Annotated in this window: 15 protein-coding genes and 1 tRNA gene; 4 read left to right on the top strand and 12 right to left on the bottom strand. The window is 63.8% G+C overall.

All coding sequences use genetic code 11. The features are described from left to right. Window positions 1–176 precede the first annotated feature (176 nt). Window positions 177–1073, top strand: coding sequence for a hypothetical protein (locus K3179_RS01495; RefSeq protein ID WP_221562161.1), 897 nt, complete (start codon window positions 177–179; stop codon window positions 1071–1073). A gap of 5 nt (window positions 1074–1078) precedes the next feature. On the opposite strand, the gene K3179_RS01490 is transcribed toward K3179_RS01495, so the two are convergent. The 5 genes from K3179_RS01490 to infA all read right to left on the bottom strand — a co-directional run bounded on the left by K3179_RS01490 (window position 1079) and on the right by infA (window position 3197). After that, window positions 1079–1153 (bottom strand) — tRNA-Phe (locus K3179_RS01490). Window positions 1154–1245: 92 nt separating this feature from the next. After that, entirely contained in the window at window positions 1246–1434 is a 189-nt protein-coding gene (yacG, locus tag K3179_RS01485) for a DNA gyrase inhibitor YacG (RefSeq protein ID WP_221562160.1), read from the bottom strand. Continuing rightward, the gene (locus K3179_RS01480) at window positions 1427–2377 is read right to left on the bottom strand and encodes an Rne/Rng family ribonuclease (RefSeq protein WP_221562159.1); all 951 of its coding nucleotides are present in this window, start codon (window positions 2375–2377) and stop codon (window positions 1427–1429) included. The genes yacG and K3179_RS01480 overlap by 8 nt, the downstream gene beginning before the upstream one ends. After that, complete coding sequence (locus tag K3179_RS01475) at window positions 2370–2945, bottom strand: Maf family protein (protein ID WP_221562158.1); 576 nt, start codon at window positions 2943–2945, stop codon at window positions 2370–2372. Before K3179_RS01475 ends, K3179_RS01480 begins: the two co-directional genes overlap by 8 nt. 6 nt (window positions 2946–2951) lie before the next feature. Further along, window positions 2952–3197: a translation initiation factor IF-1 gene (gene infA, locus K3179_RS01470; RefSeq protein ID WP_007163491.1), complete on the bottom strand. Its 246-nt coding sequence runs from the start codon at window positions 3195–3197 to the stop codon at window positions 2952–2954. Window positions 3198–3432: 235 nt separating this feature from the next. Between infA and K3179_RS01465 the strand changes: the two genes are divergently transcribed. Continuing rightward, window positions 3433–6144 carry a TonB-dependent receptor gene (locus K3179_RS01465; protein ID WP_221562157.1) on the top strand — a complete coding sequence of 904 codons (2712 nt, stop codon included), beginning with the start codon at window positions 3433–3435 and terminating at the stop codon, window positions 6142–6144. A 13-nt stretch (window positions 6145–6157) separates the two neighbouring features. Here the strand turns inward: K3179_RS01465 and K3179_RS01460 are convergent, their stop codons facing one another. From K3179_RS01460 to K3179_RS01445, 4 genes are all read right to left on the bottom strand, one after another. Further along, window positions 6158–6946, bottom strand: a complete 789-nt coding sequence (locus K3179_RS01460; protein ID WP_221562156.1) for a lipase family alpha/beta hydrolase — start codon at window positions 6944–6946, stop codon at window positions 6158–6160. Continuing rightward, complete coding sequence (locus K3179_RS01455) at window positions 6943–8553, bottom strand: WS/DGAT/MGAT family O-acyltransferase (RefSeq protein ID WP_247712760.1); 1611 nt, start codon at window positions 8551–8553, stop codon at window positions 6943–6945. The genes K3179_RS01460 and K3179_RS01455 overlap by 4 nt, the downstream gene beginning before the upstream one ends. Window positions 8554–8674: 121 nt before the next feature. After that, window positions 8675–9862 carry a BaiN/RdsA family NAD(P)/FAD-dependent oxidoreductase gene (locus tag K3179_RS01450; protein WP_221562155.1) on the bottom strand — a complete coding sequence of 396 codons (1188 nt, stop codon included), beginning with the start codon at window positions 9860–9862 and terminating at the stop codon, window positions 8675–8677. Window positions 9863–9869: 7 nt separating this feature from the next. Then, window positions 9870–11144, bottom strand: a complete 1275-nt coding sequence (locus tag K3179_RS01445) for an APC family permease (RefSeq protein ID WP_221562154.1) — start codon at window positions 11142–11144, stop codon at window positions 9870–9872. 77 nt (window positions 11145–11221) lie between these two features. Here K3179_RS01445 and uvrC point away from each other — a divergent pair, with 77 nt between their 5' ends. After that, entirely contained in the window at window positions 11222–13189 is a 1968-nt protein-coding gene (gene uvrC / locus K3179_RS01440; protein ID WP_221562153.1) for an excinuclease ABC subunit UvrC, read from the top strand. A gap of 162 nt (window positions 13190–13351) precedes the next feature. Next, complete coding sequence (locus K3179_RS01435) at window positions 13352–14170, top strand: universal stress protein (protein WP_221562152.1); 819 nt, start codon at window positions 13352–13354, stop codon at window positions 14168–14170. A 25-nt stretch (window positions 14171–14195) separates the two neighbouring features. Here the strand turns inward: K3179_RS01435 and K3179_RS01430 are convergent, their stop codons facing one another. From K3179_RS01430 to K3179_RS01420, 3 genes are all read right to left on the bottom strand, one after another. After that, window positions 14196–15986, bottom strand: a complete 1791-nt coding sequence (locus K3179_RS01430) for a DEAD/DEAH box helicase (protein ID WP_221562151.1) — start codon at window positions 15984–15986, stop codon at window positions 14196–14198. A 201-nt stretch (window positions 15987–16187) separates the two neighbouring features. Beyond that, entirely contained in the window at window positions 16188–17117 is a 930-nt protein-coding gene (locus K3179_RS01425) for an acyl-CoA thioesterase (RefSeq protein ID WP_221562150.1), read from the bottom strand. Window positions 17118–17270: 153 nt separating this feature from the next. Continuing rightward, window positions 17271–19427 carry a sodium-translocating pyrophosphatase gene (locus tag K3179_RS01420; RefSeq protein WP_221562149.1) on the bottom strand — a complete coding sequence of 719 codons (2157 nt, stop codon included), beginning with the start codon at window positions 19425–19427 and terminating at the stop codon, window positions 17271–17273. Window positions 19428–19483: the final 56 nt, after the last annotated feature.

Below are 19483 nucleotides of genomic sequence, written 5' to 3'. Positions count from 1 at the left end.
GATTTTCCTTCGCGCTCAAAAAACTTCCGCCCCGGCAGTGCGATCGGCCTGTGTCCGATTGCCCCGGGGCGTCGAGCCTGCGCCTTTACCGCGAATGGAGGGGGGACGCAATCATACCCCGCGCTGGATGCCTGAAGGCTTGCGGCTTCGCTCTGTGAGAGGCAGCAAGGCAACCCATGGCGGCGCCTCGACACTATTTCCACTCCGGACTCGCGGTTGCGTCAGACTTGGCGCTGCCCGAATGGCAGGATTTTGCAGGGGGCGAGGGTGGCGACGTGAGGATCATCCTCTCCGACGCCGCCATGCCCGGGTGCAGCGAGGCGGACGGAACAATCATCGATGGCGATAAGATCCGATTCGCGATCGATGGCATCGGGGTATGGGAAATCACGGGCGGACACACGATCCGCATTCATCCTCGTCCCCATGCCCAAGAGCGCGAATTGCGCCTCTTCACCCTCGGCAGCGCATGGGGAGCCCTCGGATACCAGCGCGGACTGGCCATGTGGCATGGCAGCGTGGTGGAAAAGATCGGCGGGGCGATAATTTTCTGCGGCGAGACGGGCATGGGTAAGAGCACGACTGCGGCGGCCATGCTTTCGCAGGGCTGGGCGCTCGTCTCGGACGATCTCAGCCGTGTCGATGCCGATACGAAGGGGCCGGTCGTCTATCCGGCCAGTACCAGGATAAAGCTTTGGCGAGACGCGATCGAGCGTTTCGGCTGGGACAGTCACATCCTCCAGCGCGACCATTTTCGCGACGACAAGTTCCACTTGAGCGCACCCGACCATCATGGGGGAGCGGGGCCGCTACCATTGCGGGCTATCTTCGTCCTGGCCGAGGGGAATACGCTCGAGATCGAGCGCCTCGAAGGGCACCGGGCGGCGACAGCCGTCCTTGCAGCAACGGTCTATCGTCCGGAGATGCTCGAAGTACTGGATGGCTGGGTCGGGCAAGCGCATATAGCGGCGCGGATCGTAGCTGATGCGCCTGTCTTCGCTCTGCGCAGGCCACGCGACCTGACGGCGCTAGGCGAGCTTGCCGGAGCGGTGGAAGATCGTCTGTCTGAGTGAGAAGGTGGTGCCCAGGGGCGGAGTCGAACCACCGACACGACGATTTTCAGTCGTCTGCTCTACCACTGAGCTACCCGGGCACACTGCTTCGTCAAAGGAGGCTTAAACCAGCCTCGAGAGCAATGAGAGCGCGCCTATGGCGAAGCTGGCGCGCCTTGGCAAGGGGGGAATTTCACTCTTCCTTGCCGCCGACCACTTCTGCAGCGATTTCTTCCGGCAATGCAGGGCGGCCGGGCACGGCATACCCGTCGCCAAACCATTTCGACAGGTCGCGGTCGCGGCAGCGCGAGGAACAGAAAGGCGCGTGTTCCTGCGAGCGCGGCTTCTTGCAGATCGGGCAGGGACGGTTCTTGCTAGTCATGGGGCACGATTTGGGCAGCGGCACTCTCGATGGCAAGGCCCGGGTCGGTCACTATCCTCACCGGGCGACCAGTCCGGCCCTCCAGCTCTGCAATCCATTCAGGCTTGAGCTTCGCTTTGAGAGCAGGGTGTACCGTTATTAGGGTGACGCCAGGGCCTTCGACGCGCTCGGCCCGGCGGATCGCCATGCGCGCGGCCATCCCCGTGCGCGAGGTGGCAAAACGGTGCAGGAGCGATGGCCCCTCGAGCCGCGCGACCAGCTGGACGAAGCCGAAGCCGTTCATGGCGGTCCTTTCGTGCGGCCAGTCGTCCAGCGCATCATCTAGGGCGGCATCGACGGCCTTGCGGTCCGCTTTGGCTTCCAGGGTCGGAAAGTCGATCCCGATGGAGCCGCCAATATCGAACTGCCTCAAGGCGGCGGCGATCGCCGGTATCGCTCTCAGGGCGAGTGCGCGAGCAGGCAAATCGCCGTCGATGTCGATCAGTGTCATGGCCGGAGTGACGCAGAGCAACAGAGAGCCTCCATCGAAATCGATCTGATCGTTCGATGCCTCTTCCCAAATCGCCTCCCAGCTTCCTGCGGGAAAGCGGTGAACCACCGTGGCGCTGGAGAATACGTCATGCCCTGCGTTTTGCATCGCTCCGGCCGGACGCGCTGCGGGAAGTTTGTAGCGGCCGCGCTCTGTCATCGCGGCGCGGGTGATGACGCAAGCTATCGTCGATCCCTCGCTTGCTTTGCGCGGCAACTTGTCGAGAAGCACCTCTCGCCCGTCCTCGAGCAGTCCTGTGCCACGCGTCCCGCGCTTGGTTATCAGCTTGGCCGAGACACGCTGGCCTGCATGAAGTTCGCCAGGCCAGCGGCATTTCGCCGCCAGTACCTTGTCGCCGTCGAGCAGGATCGCGCGTGTCTCGCCGATCCCTTCCTCGACCAGCCAGTCAGGCAATTGCGAAGCCCGCCGCCTTCAGCAGCGCCCGTGTCTCGTAAAGCGGCAGTCCGACTACGGCAGAATGACTGCCCTGGATGCGCGAGATCAAACCTTCGGCAAGACCCTGGATGGCATACCCTCCTGCCTTGCCGTCCCATTCGCCGCTGGCGATATAGGCGTCGATCTCTTCTGCGGAGAGGCGCTTGAACATCACGATCGTTTCGCTGAGCCGTTCGCGCAGGGTGCCATCGGGTGCGCGCAGGGCGATGGCCGACAGCACGCGGTGGCGACGGCCCGATAGCAGCGCGAGGCAGTCCCGCGCCGTTACCTCGTCTTCGGCTTTGGGCAGGATACGCCGGCCGGCAGCGACAACCGTGTCGCCTGCCAAGACGAAACCTTCATCCGAAGCGGCAGCTTCGGCTTTTTCGCGCGCCATGCGCTTGGCATAGTCACGTGGCAGCTCGCCCTTGGCGGGCGTTTCGTCGATATCGGCAGGAGCGATGGCATCCGGCGTCAGGCCAAGCCGCGCGATCAATTCGCGGCGGCGCGGGCTGGCGGATGCTAATATGAGAGTGGGCTTGCCCACGACGGCTTATTGGGGGCCGGGGCCGCCGCGTCCGGGCATGAAGCGGTAGGTGATGCGCGCCTTGGTCAGGTCGTAAGGCGTCAGTTCGCACAGCACCTCGTCGCCCACCAGCACGCGAATGCGGTTCTTGCGCATCTTGCCTGCCGTGTGGCCGAGCACCTCATGGCCGTTCTCGAGCTCGACGCGGAACATGGCATTGGGCAGCAGCTCCACAACGCGCCCGCGCATTTCGAGAAGTTCTTCCTTGGCCATTCGTATCCTTAGTCAAAAATGCAGTTCGTCGGTTTGTGTCGCGCGCCCATAGCGGCAGGCGGGATAAAAGGGAAGCTTTAGGCATTAAGCGTTCGAAACCTAGTCACGCGACAAACCGATACACAGTGGCTGTTTGATCGACATTGCGAGCGCCCTATGGCCGAAGAGGGCCTTGGGCGGAAAGACCAGACAGGATTAGTCTTTGAAAAATTTACGTTCCCGCCAATCCGCAAGTGTGCTTGCGCTTGTGCTGGCCGGTATGCCGGTAATCGCTGCAGCAAACGAACAGGAACCGCAATCGCTGCCCGATCCCGAAGAGATCGAGGCGAATGTGCCGCCTGCCCCGAACAACACGATCGTCGTCGAAGGGACCCGCATCCGGGGGCAGCTTTTCGTCGAGGAAAAACCGATCGCCGAATTCGACGAGGCGGATATCGCCTCCTTCGGCGCGAGTTCCATCGCCGATGTCATCGCTGCCATCGAACCTGCGACCGGCAGCGGTGCGCGCGGGGGCCGCGGTGGTGGGCGACCCGTGTTCCTCATCAACGGTATCCGGGTGTCGAGCTGGCGCGAATTCCGCAGCTATCCGCCCGAGGCGATCCGCAAGGTCGAGGTCTTCCCGGAAGAAACCGCCCAGCGGTTCGGCTTCTCTCCCGACCAGCGCGTCGTCAATATCCTGCTCAAGCCCGATTTCCGCAGCGTCACGGCCGAAGTCGAGTACGAAGGCCCGGAGGGCGGAGGCTTCACGCGCAACGAACAGGAGCTGACTTTCCTGCGTATCGGCGAGAAGGGACGTTTCAACATCAACCTCGACATCGAGGATTCCAGCCTGCTCACCGAGGCCGAGCGGGGCCTGACCGTCGCGAACGGCGAACCGGGCGAAGCTGCGTTCCGCAGCCTGCGTCCGGACACGATGAGCGCCGAGGGTACGATCAACTACGCTCGCGCTTTCCAGGAAACCGGCTTGTCGCTGAGCCTGAACGGTACGGTCAATCACTCGGAAAGCCGCAGCCTGTCGGGGTTGTCGAATGACGGCCTCGTGCCGCTTGAACGGCGGAGCGATATCGATACCGTGTCGGTGGGCGCGACTGTTTCCCGACCGCTGGGGGACTGGAATGCGGTCTTCACGAACAACTCGGTCTTCACGGACACGCGCACCGAGATCGACGCTTTCGACGGCAGCGGTTTCGGTATCGCCAAGAATCGGACCTGGCGGCTGGATAATGCGCTGACTCTGACCAGCTATCCGATCAGGCTGCCGGCAGGCGATGTCAGCGTGACGGTCGACTACGGGCTGGACTGGGTTCGCCTCGCGAGCGACGACACAAGGACCGATTTGGAGACCGAGCTTACGCGGCGGCGGTTCAACGGGGGGACGAACGTTTCCATCCCGATTTCGGAGCGGGGCGGACACTGGGGTGCGATTGGCGGGGTCAGTCTGAACCTCAGCTCCGGCTTCGACGATCTCTCGGACTTCGGAACCCTCGCGAACTGGAGCGCGGGCATCAACTGGAGCCCGACGGACACGCTCGGCTTCAGCGCTACGCGTATCTGGCGCGAGGTCGCGCCCGGCCTTGCGAGCCTCGGCAACCCGCGCATCGATGAATTCAATGTGCCCGTATTCGATTACGCGAACGGTGAGACCGTTCTGGCGACGCTGATCACCGGCGGCAATCCCGACCTCGCCGAAGAAACGCAGGCCGACTGGAAGTTCAGCGGGAACTGGCAGCTGCCGTTCTGGGAGAATGCGCGCATCCAGGCGGATTACGGGATCAATCGCTCGCGCGATGTAACTGCAACTCCCGGCTTCAGCGCGGCCTTCGAGGAAGCCTTTCCAGATCGCGTCACGCGCGATTTCACCGGTGACCTGCTGGCTATCGATCGTCGTCCTCTGACCCTTTACGAGACCCGCGGCAGGATCTTGTCCTTCGGTCTCAATGCCCGCGGCCAGATCGGCAAGGCGCCGGAAAGGCCCGAGCGGGGCGAACGCGGTCGCGGTGGACCGCCGGCTGCGGCCGGGCGTGGCGGTCCGGGGGGAGGCGGCTTCGATCCCGCGCGGATGGAAGCGATGCGCGAGACTTTCTGCAAAACGCCCGAAGGCGAAATGCCGGATTTGTCCGGCGTGCCGGAGATGTTTCGTTCACGCCTGCTCGACGAAAACGGCAACCCCGATCCCGAAAAGGTCGCGGCCGCCCGCGCGCGGTTCTGCGGCGAGAATGCCGAGCGGCGCAGCGAGGAGTTCGCCGCCATGCGGACGGCCATCTGCGCTGAGCCGCCGCAGCTCGATGGCCTGCCCGAACAGGTTCTTGCCCGCCTTAGGGGCGAAAACGGTGAGATCGATCCCGAGAAGGTGAAGGCCATGCGCGAACGCATGTGCTCGGCCTCTTCTGGCGGTGAAGGCCAGCAATCCGGAGAGCGCCGCGGCGGGGGTGGTTTCGGCCGCATGTTCGGCGGCGATTCCAACGATACCCGGCCGCGATACTTCCTTAGTCTCAATCACAATATCGAGCTCGAAAACGAAGTCTTGCTGGCACAGGGCGGCCCTCTATTCGATCAACTATCGGGCGATGTGTTGCAGGGAGGTGCGATCTCCGAGCACACCTCGCGCCTTGAGGCCGGTCTTTTCTGGCAGGGCTACGGATTGCGCCTTTCCGGACGCTATACGGGCGAGGCGACGCTGCTGGGCGGTGACACGCCGGGATCGAGCGACCTCTTCTTCGGTGACCTCGCCACGTTCGACCTGCGATTTTTCGCCAATCTCGATGAGATCTTCGAGAAGGACGAGGGCTGGATGAAGGGCTTGCGCCTGGCATTCGTGGTCGACAACGTGTTCGACGCGCAGCGCGAGGTGCTGGACGAAAACGGAGAGGTTCCGGATGCCTTCGCGCCCGAACGGATCGATCCGGTCGGACGCTATCTCGGCATCGATATCCGCAAGGCCTTCTAGGCCGCTATCGGCCTCAGTGTAGTGAGCGCTGGGGGAAGACGATCCGTGCCCAAAGGGGGGCATTGAACGGCTTCCACCCGCCTTCCTCTTGGGCAAGGCGGTCGGCGATCGCGTAGATGGCGGCCGGATTGACACCGAGACCGCAATGGCTGGCGAGCACTTCGATGTTCTCGCAGTCCTCGCGGTCGCCTTCCTGCACCGAGCCGCGCCAGTGCACCACTCCGTCGGTCCGCGTAAGGATGGACGTGGTCGGCACCGGCGGCGCTTCGGCAAGCTTCTGGAAGTTGTCGCCCTTCATGACCTCCGGCTCCTTGCCGTTAAGGTATTCGAACAGGCGGCGGGCATTGGTATGGTTGCGATCGTCGGAGATCGGGCTGCCGAGGCTGATGACCTGGCGGACCTTTTCCGGCGCCAGCTTGGCCAGTTCGCGCGCGAAGACGCCGCCAAGGCTCCATCCGACGATGCTGATCGGGCGGCCGGTACGCTCGTAGACTTCGTCCACACAGCCCAGCATCGCCTCGATGCGGGCCTGGTCCACCTTGATATTGCGCCCGAGGTTCCAGCCGGAACAATCATATCCAAGGTCGCACAGCAAGCGGCGCAGCGGTGCGGTGGAATAGTCCGACGCCATGAAGCCGGGCAGTACCAGTACGCCATGCCCGTCGCCGCGCGGGAGCAGGCTCATGAAGGGACGCAGGGCATAAAAGCTGGCCAGTTCGCCCATGGCCCGGCCGGGTTCGGCCAGCGCCAGGATGCGGCTGGGAGGACGAGCGTCGACCCGTGCGGCGGTTGCTTGTGTCACGATTTGGTTGTTCCTTTCCCTTTCGGGGCAGCCTTTGAACGGCTGGCGACCCTTTTGGTGCCCTTCTTGGCGGGCGCCTTTTTCGTTGTCGTTGCGGCCTTCCTGGCCGGTGCCCGCTTCTTGGCGGCGGGCTTCTTTGCAGAAGGTTTCTTCGCCGAAGGCTTCTTCGCTGGAGCAGCCTTTGCGCCGCCCTTGGCGGCATCGCGCAGTTCCTCGTAGGAATCGCGGATGCACTGCACGTAGAATTCCGGATCGGGCATCATTTCGCGGTCCGCAGTGAAAGCGATTGTCGCTTCATCGGTATAGGACTGCACGACATGGCCGAGGCCGAGGCCATCGGTAAGACAAAGCAGCCCCATCATGCTCTGCATTTTCGCACCGGCGGAATAGATCGGGATTGGCGGACCGGGCACATTCGTGACGACCGTTGTGAAAATCGGCCCGACCCCGCGATTAGCGAGGCTGAGGCGGCTGTAAAGCTGCGCGCCGAGAGCCATGAACAGGGCCGGGCTCGCCTTGCTCATCTCCGTCATGTTCCGAGCACCGAGCGCATCGGTCATGGCCTTGGAATTCTTCGTTCGGTCGTGGACCCACTCCAGGCGCTCGATCGGGTCTGCGATTTGGGTGCCGAGCGGCGCGATCATGGCCGCGACCTGATTGCCCATCGTGTCCTTTTCGCTGCTCGAACGGACCGAGATCGGGGCCATCGCGGTAAGCGTTTTCTTCGGCAGTTCGCCTTTGTCGTCGAGGTAACGCCGCATCGCCCCGCCGATGATGGCAAGGAACACATCGTTGACCTTGGCGCCTTCGGCGGCGGTCCGGATTGCCTTGATCTCTGCCAGCGGGACGCTGACCCCTTCGACGACGCGGTGGGGTGAAATCTTCTTGTTGAACCGCGTCTTGGGCGCGATCATCTCGGTCGAGACGTCGAATTCTTTTGCCGCGAGACCCTTCAGCGCCTTAGCGAGGCCGGGTGCGGCCTTGGCGGCCACTTCCAACTGCTTGAGCGGATTGGTGATCGCGTTGAAGTAGCTCTTGCCCAGCAGTTCGACCGGGTTGGGCACCTTCTCGGGCTTCCAGCTGTCCGGCGTTTCGGGCGGTGGCTGGTCGGGGCGCAGCGTGTGGGTCGCTTCCATCAGGTCGATCCCGCTCATCCCGTCGATCGCGGCGTGATGGACCTTGGTGATGTAGGCGTAGCTGCCCTTCTTCACGCCTTCGACGCCATCGAGCCCTTCGACGACCGTTATCTCCCACGGCGGACGGCTGAGGTCGAGCGGTCGCGCGAAGACGCGGGCTGCCTGGATACACAGCTGACGCCAGTCACCGGGCGCTGGGAGGGCGACGTGCCGGACATGGTATTCGAGATCGAAATCGGGATCTTCGATCCAGTAGGGATAGTCGAGATCGAAGGGCACGCGAACGAGGCGTTGCCGCATGGTCGTGGAGAGCTGAAGGCGGCTCTCGATGAAGCCGAGGATGTCCTTGAAGCGTACGAAACCGCCGGGCGCGGTACTGGGATCGTAGATCAGGATGGAGCCGATATGCATCGGCGAATTGCGCGTCTCGAGCGCGACGAAACTCGCGTCCATGCCCTGCAGTTGCTGCATATGTTCCTTTCCAGCCACCGCACACCTACAAAGGCATCCGGCAACTCTCCCCTGCACGGCCGGCTTTTGCCGGTCCGAAAGAAGGAAGCTAGCAGCATTGTGCAGCGCGTCAAATCGCGCGTTACAGCGCTTCCCCGGCGGCAACGCCGCTCGCCCAGGCCCACTGGAAATTATACCCGCCGAGCCAACCGGTTACGTCGACCGCTTCACCGATTGCGTAAAGTCCGGGGACGTGCTTCGCCTCCATCGTTTTCGACGACAGCTCGGAGGTCGAGATACCGCCGACGGTCACTTCGGCCTTGGCGAAACCTTCCGTGCCATTGGGCCGGAATTCCCAGCGTTTGAGCCGTTCATTCGCAAGGCGTAATGCCTTGTCGGATGCATTGCCGAGATCGCTTTGCACTCCCAGTTTCTCCGCCAGGATGTCTGCCAGCCGGTCGGGCAGCTCTTCTCGAAGAATGCTGCGGAGGGTGGCGCGGGGCGCATCCCGCTTGCATTCGAGCAGCCACTCCGCACCTTTCTCGGGCACGAAATCGATGAGGATCGGATCGCCCGGCCTCCAGTAGGAAGAGGCCTGCAGGATCGCCGGGCCGGACAATCCGCGATGCGTGAAGAGCGCAGCTTCCGGAAAACTCGCCTTGCCGGCGCGTGCCACGACCGGGGCGGAGACGCCCGAGATTTCGCGGAAAAGCACCTCTTCGCCGCCCAATGTCAGCGGGACGAGGGCGGGGCGGGGCTCGACGATCTTCAGGCCGAACTTGCGGGCCAGGTCATAGGCAAAGCCGCTCGCGCCCATCTTGGGGATCGACGGCCCGCCAGTCGCGAGCACCAGCGAGGCGCCATGATAGGCCTCGCTGTTTGTGACGACCCTGAAGCCATCCTCCTGATCGACGGTCTGAACGTCCTCATTGCAGCGAACGGTCACTTCGCCGCCGAACTCGGCGGCCTTTTCGCATTCGGCAAGCAGCATGGCGACGATCTGCTTTGCCGAGCCGTCGCAAAACAGCTGGCCAAGCGTCTTTTCGTGCCAGGCGATATCGTAGCTTTCGACCAGTTCGAGGAAATCGCGAGCCGTGTAACGGGCCAGCGCACTCTTGGCGAAATGGGGATTGGCGGAGAGGTAATTGGCGGGACCAGCGCCGATGTTGGTAAAGTTGCACCGGCCCCCGCCCGAAATGAGTATCTTCTTGCCGGGAGCGTCCGCTTTTTCGAGCACCAGCACGCGTTTGCCCCGCTGGCCTGCACGCGCTGCGCACATGAGGCCCGCGGCACCTGCGCCGAGGATTATGGCGTCGAAACTGTCGGGCATGTCGGCCTCAGGCTTCTTCTGTCGGCTTCTGGCGCGCTGCAACGAAATAGAGGACCGTGCCGACAACTACGAGCACGCCGAACATGGTCCACGCCTGCTGGTCCGCATGGCTGGCAATCCAGAGCGAGGCAGCGAAAGCCAAGACGGCGACAATCAGGTGCAGCGGGTTCATCCGGCCCTCGCGATGTTCGATCATCGGCAGTGCCGCCGCAGTGATGACGTAGGTCAGCAGGCGCGACAACGTGCTGGCCGCAGCGAGCGCCAGGAAGCCCCCCCACACGGCGAACAGGGCCGATGCGACGCCGTAGAACAGGATGGAGTTTGCAGGCGTCAGGAAACGCGGGCTGACACGTTCGAACCACTGGGGCAGCATCCCCTGTTCGGCCATGCCATAGGCCATCCGCGGCACGACGATCAGTCCGCCCAAGCTATTGGCGGCGATCGAAAAACCCGCTCCGACTACAATAACGAGCGCGCCCCATTGGCCCAAGGCCACTTCTGCCGCCCCTGCGAGCGCGTTTTCATTGGCGCCTTCTTCGGGGCCGATGGTGAGATAGGCCCAGATCACAAGCGCATAGAGAATGGTGACACCCGCCAGTACGGTGACCAGGACGCGCGGAATATCCTTCTTCGGATCACGCACCTCGCCTGCCGGGACGGTCACCCCCTCGAACCCGATAAACGCGTAGAACAATAGCAAGACGACGGACTCGACCTGGCTAAACTCGGGCAGGACCACAGTTTTGTGCGTGAAGGCGCCGAAGATCGCTACACCGATGATAAGTATCAGCGGCGTCAGCTTGAGTGCCGTCAGCAATCCCAGCGTATTGACCGAACTGCGCATGCTCAGAAGCGTCACGCCGGTCAGCGCGAGGATCGTGATTACCACTGTAGCAGTTGCTGCAGTGCTATTCTCCAGCCACGGGAATACAGCCGCGAAATAGGCGATCATGACATGGGTGTTTGCGGCCATCGCCACCGCACCCGATGCATAGCGACCCCATCCGGCCTGGAAGCCCGCGAAGCTGCCGAAAGCGGCCTTGCCGTAGAGCACTGGTCCACCGCTGCCGTCGAAACGTGCGGCAAGCCACGCGAAGGTGAGAGCCAGCGGCAGGAACATGATCCCGCCGATCACCATCAACCACGGTGCGAAACTGCCGACGGCCGCGACCAGCACCGCGGGTAGGGCGAATATTCCCGACCCGATCATTCCGTTGATCTGGAACAGCGAGGTGCCCCAGAAGCCGACTGTGCGCGGCGGCGCTATCTTGTTCCCGTCCATGCCGACAATCCGTGCCCTCTAAGGCCTTTGTGCGCAAGCGATTGAGTATGGCGCGTCCACCGCCTATCTCCCCTGTCATGTCGCGTTCGAAGGCCGGTTCTCCCAACGATCCCAGAGGTAAGGAGCGTTTCCACGAGGAACGCGCCACCAAGACCGTGGCCAGCGCGCAGCCGGACCTGGAAGCGGGGATCACCGCCATTCGCGAGACGGTGAAGACGCTGAAGCCGCGGCCCGGCGTATACCGGATGCTCGATACGCGCGGCGACGTGCTCTACGTCGGCAAGGCCCGCAGCCTGAAGGCGCGCGTCGCCAACTACACCCAGATCAACGGCCTTTCGAACCGCATCGTGCGCATGATCAGCCAGTGCCGCGCCATGGAAATCGTGGTCACCAATTCGGAAGCAGAAGCGCTGCTGCTGGAAGCGCAATTGATCAAGCGTTATCGCCCGCCGTTCAACGTGCTGCTGCGCGACGACAAGAGCTTTCCCTTCATCCTCCTGCGCGCCGATCATGCCTTCCCGCGCATCCAGAAACATCGCGGTGCGCGGCGGGCGAAGGGCAATTACTATGGTCCCTTCGCGAGCGCAGGTTCGGTCAATAAAACGTTGAATGCGCTTCAGAAACTGTTCCTACTGCGCAGTTGTACCGACAGTTTCTTCAACAATCGCGACCGGCCGTGCTTGCTCTACCAGATCAAGCGATGCAGCGCGCCGTGCGTGGGCCGCATCGACGAGGAAGGCTATGCCAGCCTCGTGGACGAGGCGAAGGATTTCCTGTCCGGCAAATCCTCCGCCGTGCAGGCGAATATCGAAAAGCAGATGGCCAAGGCCGCGGAAGATCTCGACTTCGAGACTGCGGCGATCCTGCGCGACCGGCTGCGTGCGGCGACGTTCATCCAGGGTTCGCAGGCGATCAATGCCAGCGGCGTCGGGGACGCCGATGTCTTCGCGCTGGCGAAGAAGGGCGGGCAGATCGGCGTGCAGGCCTTTTTCATTCGCGGAGGGCAGAACTGGGGGCACCGCGCATTCTTCCCTCGCAACACGGGCGACCTGGAAGAGGCGCAGGTTCTGGCCGACGTGCTGCTCCAATTCTATGAGGAAGTCCCGCCGCCCAAGACCATCCTGACCGATCGCGAACTGGCCGAACAGGAGCTTATCGCCGAAGCTCTTGCGGAAAAGGCCGGCCACGCCGTCGCCATCTCGATCCCGCAGCGCGGCGACCGGCGCAAGCTCATGCAACAGGCCCAGCGCAACGCGACCGAGGCGCTGGAGCGGCGGCTGGCCGAAAGCGGGACCAAGGCTCGCATCCTGCGCGAACTGGCGGAATTCCTTGAATTGGAAGAGGTGCCGCAGCGTATCGAGATCTACGATAACAGCCATATACAGGGCGACAAGGCGCTGGGTGCGATGGTCGTCGCCGGGCCCGAAGGCTTTGAAAAGGGCCAGTATCGCAAGTTCAACATCAAGACGGCCAAAACCAATGACGATTTCGGCATGATGCGCGAAGTCATGCAGCGCCGCTTCCGCAAGCTGGCCGAGACGGAACGCGACGACGAGGCATCGCAGACCGGTAAGGGGCACGAGGCGATATGGCCCGACCTGCTGCTGATCGATGGCGGCAAGGGCCAGGTGTCGAGCGTGATGGCCGTCTTGGAAGACCTCGGCATTGCCGACGACGTGCCGGTGATCGGTATCGCCAAGGGGCCGCATCACGGCCGGGAAGGGCGCGAGGTATTCCACTTCCCCGACGGGCGCGAGAAGACGCTCCCGGTCAATTCGCAGGTGCTGTTCCATCTCCAGAACCTGCGCGACGAAGTGCACCGCTATGCCATCGGCGCCCACCGAGCCAAGCGCAGCCGCGCGATCACGGCATCACCGCTGGACGAGATCCCGGGCATCGGCCCTGCGCGCAAACGCGCGCTGCTGCTCCATTTCGGCACTGCAGGGAAGGTGAGGGCCGCCGCGCTGGAGGACCTCATGCGCGCTCCTGGCATCAGCGAAGGCGTCGCGCAGCAGATCTACGACTTCTACCACGCAGGCGGTTGAGGCGTCCGATTGGACGGCAGCCACGCTGTCCTGTATCTTTTGGGGCGACGGCTCAAATTTGAGCCAGATCAATGAACGGCATCGCCAGAGCGCTATCCTGACTGCATCGAATCCGGACGAATAGCCTCGGCTGCCGGACCAACGCCAAGTGGGAGATCCGCCATGAAATCCATCCTGTTCAACGCATTCGCCGACAAGGGCCATCCGCAGCGCCTCGACCTTGCGCTAGACTTGGCGCGGGCTTTCGACGGCCACCTCTCGGTGCTGAACGCCGTTCCTTACGAAGCCGCAGGCACGATCGATCCCTATGGCGCGGCGTTTGCGGCCATGGTGCCGATCTGGCGCGAAGAAGCGGCGAAGCTGAAGGCCGACACGGAAAAGGACCTCGCCAATGAAGGCGTGGCGTGGGACTGGATCGATTGCGCCGGGCCGGTATCGCTCTCGCTGATCCGCCATTCCACGCTGGCCGACCTTATCCTGATAGGCGAAAAGGAACCGCGCAGCGGCGGTAAGTCGCCATCCTTCACGGCCGGTGAAGTTGCGCTGGGCGCAGATTGCCCGGTGCTTGTCCTGCCTGACGAGTGCAAGCGTCTCGATTTCGACAAGACAGCCGTCGTCGCCTGGGACGGGTCGTCGGAATCTTCCCACGCCTTGCGCGCAGCGGTGCCCCTGCTGGCGAAGATGAAGGCGGTCTATCTCGTGACGGTCGGTGAAGGGAAGAAAACCGACAAGGATTTCGACCTGCCCGCTGTTCGGGGTGCCGACTACCTATCCCGCCACGGGATCGGCTGCGAGATCGTGCAGGTCGCGGCAGACGACAAGGGGGTCGCCCACGCGATCCAGTCTGCGGCCGACACACGTGATGCGGGCCTTATCGTGATGGGCTGCTACGGCCGCCTGCGCCTCGCCGAACGGCTGTTCGGGGGCGTTACGCGCGCCATGCTCACGGACGTAAAGGTGCCTCTCCTCCTCAAGCACTGAGGCGAAGAAGACCTCGCACGCCGGGTCAGCCCTGTGCGGGCTTGCCCGGCTTGCGCTTGCCGGCGAACTTCTTGCCGGCCCCCGGACCCTTCTTGAAGGGTTTGCCCGGCTTCTTTCCGCCGGGGCCCTTGCCGAAGGGCTTCGGGCGCACGCGCGGACCACCGCCGCCGCCATGTTCACGGCGGTTCTGGCGAGCCTCGATACGGGGCCCGTCGGGCGCCGCTTCAATCAGGATCGCATCCTGCTCGTCTTCCGAACCGGCGGTGCGGGCGACGGCATCGGCGAACTTTCCGGCCACATTGCTGGGGATCTGGAACCAGGTCTCGTGCTGGCCCACCCGGATGGCGCCGATCTCGTTCCGCGTGATGTGACCACGGCGGCAGAGCAGCGGAAGGATCCAGCGCGGCTCGGCGTTCTGGCGGCGTCCGACGCCGATCTTGAACCAGGCGACGTCCTCGAAACCGGGACGGTGACGGTCGGCCTTGGCCTTTTCGCGTGCTTCGGGCGTGTTGGCGACAAGCTCTTCGGGTTCGGGAAGGCGCGCACGGTGGGTGTTCACAAGGGCTGCAGCGATGTCTTCGGGCGGCATGCGCGACAAGAGGTCGGCCGCCATCTCGCGATCCTCGTCGCTGAATTCACGCGGCTCGGTCAGCCGCTCCATCAGGCGCGTGCGATCCTTCTTGCGGATCTGCTCGGGCGAGGGCGGGTCCATCCATTCCGCAGCGATCTGTGCGCCGCGCAGCATGCCTTCGACCCGGCGACGACGGTTGTAGGGCACGATGATTGCCGCCGTTCCCTTCTTGCCCGCACGGCCGGTACGTCCCGAGCGGTGCTGCAAGGTTTCCGCATCGCGCGGGATTTCGACGTGGATGACGAGGCTGAGCGTCGGCAAATCGATGCCGCGCGCAGCAACGTCCGTGGCAACGCAGACACGGACGCGCTTGTCGCGCAGGGCCTGGAGTGCCTGGTTGCGTTCCGACTGCGAATGCTCGCCCGAAAGCGCAACGGCGGCAAAGCCGCGCTCCTGAAGGGTGGCGTGGAAGCGGCGGACATTATCGCGCGTGGCGCAGAACAGGATCGCCGTCTCCGCCTCGTGGAAGCGTAGCAGGTTGACGACGGCGTTTTCGATTTCGGCGGGCGAGACAGTGATTGCCTGGTAGCTGATGTCGCCATGCCCACGGTCTTCGCCGCGCAGCGAAAGGCGCAGGGCGTTCTGCTGGTAACGCTCCGCCAGCCGCACGATCGGGCGCGGCATGGTGGCCGAGAACAACAGGGTGCGGCGCGTTTCGGGCGATGCGTCGAGGATTTCCTCCAGATCGTCGCGGAAACCCATGTCGAGCATCTCGTCCGCCTCGTCCAACACCACGCCGATCAGGCCGGAAAGGTCAAGCGCGCCGCGTTCGAGGTGGTCGCGCAGGCGTCCCGGGGTGCCGACGACGATGGCGGGGCCAGCACGCAGCGCGCGCCGTTCCTTGCTGGCATCCATACCGCCGACGCAGGTCGCGATGCGGAGGCCCGCCTTCGCATAGAGCCAGCCGAGCTCGCGGCTCACCTGCAAGGCGAGTTCGCGCGTCGGCGCGACCACCAGGGCAAGCGGCTTTTCGACCAGCGGTAGATTGGCGGTTTCTTCGAGCAGGGCGTCGGCCAGCGCCAGGCCGAAAGCGACCGTCTTGCCGGAGCCGGTCTGGGCTGACACGATCAGGTCGCGTCCCTTGGCGTCGTCAGCGATCGTTGCGGACTGGACGGGGGTAAGGTCGGTATAGCCGCGCTCGGTCAGCGCTTCGCCGATCATCGGCGGGAGGGTTTCGAAAGACATAGGGCTCACGGGCATTGGCGCGTCGACACTTGCGACGCGCGGGGAAACAGGAATCCGGCTGCTCGCGGTCGGTAAAGGCACGTGCGCGAGAGGGAGAGCGCGGCGGAAATTGCAAAGCCGTCGGCGCGTTCAGGCGGCCCTATAGCGGGATTCGCGCCGTTTGGCTCGTTTTATTTTGCACCTGCGAAATGAGAGGCGAAATCAAGCCTCGTCCTTGTCCTTCGCACGCCTGATGACGCCTTCCTGTGCGACGCTGGCCACGAGCTCTCCGTCACGGTTGAATATCCGCCCACGATTGAAGCCACGGCCGCCACCGGACCACGGGCTGTCGGTGGCGTAAAGCAGCCACTCGTCGGCGCGTGCCGGGCGATGGAACCAGATCGCATGGTCGAGGCTGGCGCCTTTCAGCTCGCCGCGCGCCCAGGACAGGCCATGGGGCAGGGCGCTGGTGCCGAGCAGCGTAAAGTCGCTGGCATAGGCGATCACGGCGCGGTGAAGGGCGGAATTGTCCTCGATCGAGGGCAGGGGGGCAACGGTGCGGAACCAGCTGTGCGCGGCAGGCGGCTTGGGTTCGGCATTCATCCAGTGCAGCTTGTCGGAGGTGCGCATCTCGATCGGGCGCGGGCGCAGCATGAGGGCGCGCTGCACATCGGAGACGTTCTCCATCGCATCGAGGAAGCGCTTCCTCAGTTCGCTGTCGGGCAGGAGGTCTTCGGGCGGGGCGACGTTGGGCATGACGCTGTCGGCGTGTTCGAGGCCCTCTTCAGGGCGCTGGAAACTGGCCGTGAGGTTCAGGATCGCGCTGGGTTCGTCGTCGCCAACCTGCTGGCGTGCAACGACGCGGCGATTGGCGAAGGACCTCCCGTCGAAATCGGCCGCGACGGAGTAGTCGATATCGATGCCTTCCCGCCCTCCGCGCAGGAAATAGGCGTGTAGCGAGTGCGCCTCCATGCCATCGGGCGCGCTGGCCTGGGCTGCCTGTAGAGCTTGCGCCACGACCTGTCCGCCGAATACGCGGCCGACGCCTCCGGGCTGCTGGCGACCGGCGAAATGGCCGTCGCCCTTATCGGTCACGGTCAGGAGGCGGATGAGCCCGGCGACGAGTTCTTCTGGAGTCTTGCTATCGGTCACGCGGCGGCTTTGCTTTGGAGTGCGCGCAGCGTCAAGCGCCCCCGGCCCCGAGCCGCCGCACGACGGGCCATGCAAACCGCCCATCGTCCAATGGAAAGGGGCGGCGACACCCGAAGATGCCGCCGCCCCGAAGTGCGTCGATGAGACCGAAGATCAGCCGGCCGCGAGTGCTGCGAGAAGCAGCAGCGCGACGATATTGGTGATCTTGATCATCGGGTTCACGGCCGGGCCCGCGGTGTCCTTGTAGGGATCGCCCACGGTGTCACCGGTCACGGCTGCCTTGTGGGCTTCCGAGCCCTTGCCGCCGTGGTTGCCGTCTTCGATGTACTTCTTGGCGTTGTCCCACGCACCGCCCCCGGCGGTCATGGAAAGCGCCACGAAGATACCGCCGATGATCACGCCGAGGAGCAGGGCTCCGACAGCGGCAAAGGCGTTCTCTTGGCCTGCAAGGAACAGGATCGCGAAGTAAACGACGATCGGCGCCAGCAGGGGGAGCATCGAGGGCAGGATCATTTCCTTGATCGCAGCCTTGGTCACGAGGTCGACCGTGCGGGCATAGTTGGGCTTGCTGGTGCCCGCCATGATGCCCTTGTCGTTGGCGAACTGCTCGCGAACGTCGACAACCACGTCACCGGCCGCGCGGCCCACCGCGGTCATGCCCATCGCACCGAAGAGGTACGGGAGCAGTGCGCCGAGCAGCAGGCCGACGATGACGTATGGGTTCTCGAGGCTGAAATCGACGTCGGCATCCGGGAACAGCTTCGCCAGGTCGGTCGTGTAGGCGGCGAACAGCACCAGCGCGCCGAGGCCCGCCGAACCGATCGCGTAACCCTTGGTCACGGCCTTGGTCGTGTTGCCCACGGCATCAAGCATGTCGGTCTTTTCACGAACGCTGTCGTCGAGACCCGCCATTTCGGCGATGCCGCCTGCATTGTCCGTCACCGGACCGTATGCGTCGAGTGCCACAACCATACCCGCCAGCGCCAGCATTGCGGTGGCTGCATAGGCGATGCCCATGAGGCCAGCGAGCTGGAAGGTGGCGATGATGCCTGCGACGATTACGAGCGTCGGAAGAGCAGTCGATTCAAGGCTGATGGCGAGGCCCTGGATCACATTGGTGCCATGACCCGTTTCCGAGCTCTTGGCGATCGAGCGGACCGGACGATAATTCGTGCCGGTGTAATACTCGGTGATCCAGATGATAAGGCCGGTGATGGCAAGGCCGATCAGCGAGCACCAGAACAGGTCCATGCCGGTAAATCCGACGACCTGTGCTGCCGTGCCTTCTTCAGCCAGCGGAGCGCCCGGGTCGATGCCTGCGACAGCGCCGCCGATTTCCGTGCCCATGCCGCCCAGCGCATAGCTGATGACGACATAGATAAGCGGAATGGCGAGTACGGCCGAGACAATGAAGCCCTTGTACATCGCGCCCATCACGTTCGTGCTGCCCTTGCCGAGCTTCACGAAATAGGTGCCGATGATGCTGGTCACGATGCACGCGCCGCCAATCAGCAGGGGCAGTGCCATCATGGGCAGCAGCAGGTCGCCCAGAACTTCGCTGAAGAGCAGCGCGGTCAGGACCATGGTGACACCGACGGTGACGACATAGGTTTCGAAGAGGTCGGCAGCCATGCCGGCGCAGTCGCCCACATTGTCGCCCACGTTGTCGGCAATCACGGCCGGGTTGCGCGGATCGTCTTCGGGGATGCCTGCTTCGACCTTGCCGACGAGGTCGGCGCCGACGTCTGCGGCCTTGGTGAAGATACCACCGCCCAGACGCGCGAAGATCGAGATGAGCGATGCACCGAAGGCGAGACCGACGAGGCCGTAGACCACTTCGTCGCTATCGGCAGCAAAGCCGCCAGGGCCCACGAGGTACCAGAAGAATACCGCGATCGAGAGCAGGGCGAGGCCTGCCACGAGCATGCCGGTGATGGCGCCTGCGCGGAATGCGAGGGTAAGGCCCTGCTGCAGTCCGCTCTGCGCGGCAGCGGCCGTGCGAACGTTGGCCCGGACCGAGATGTTCATCCCGATGAAGCCTGCAACGCCCGACAGGACGGCGCCGATCAGGAAGCCGACAGCCGGCCACAGGCCGAGGAACACGAACACCAGCACGGCGACGACGACGCCGACCATGGCGATGGTGGTGTACTGACGCTTCAGATAGGCTTGCGCGCCTTCCTGGATGGCGCCAGCGATTTCCTGCATTCTTTCATTGCCGGCACCCGAATTGAGCACCTGGCGGCTGGTTACGAAGCCGTACACGACGGCCAGCAGTCCCAGCACAATTGCTATGAGAACTAAGTCCACGAAAATTTCCCCTCCCGTTTTATGTTTATGCTTCTCGACCTTGGGAGATGTCGGAG

The organism is Qipengyuania intermedia (genome assembly GCF_019711615.1).
In the GTDB taxonomy this organism is placed as follows: Bacteria; Pseudomonadota; Alphaproteobacteria; order Sphingomonadales; family Sphingomonadaceae; genus Qipengyuania; species Qipengyuania intermedia.
The sequence above is the reverse complement of the archived record's forward strand: the minus strand, read 5'-3'. Positions and strand labels throughout refer to the sequence as shown.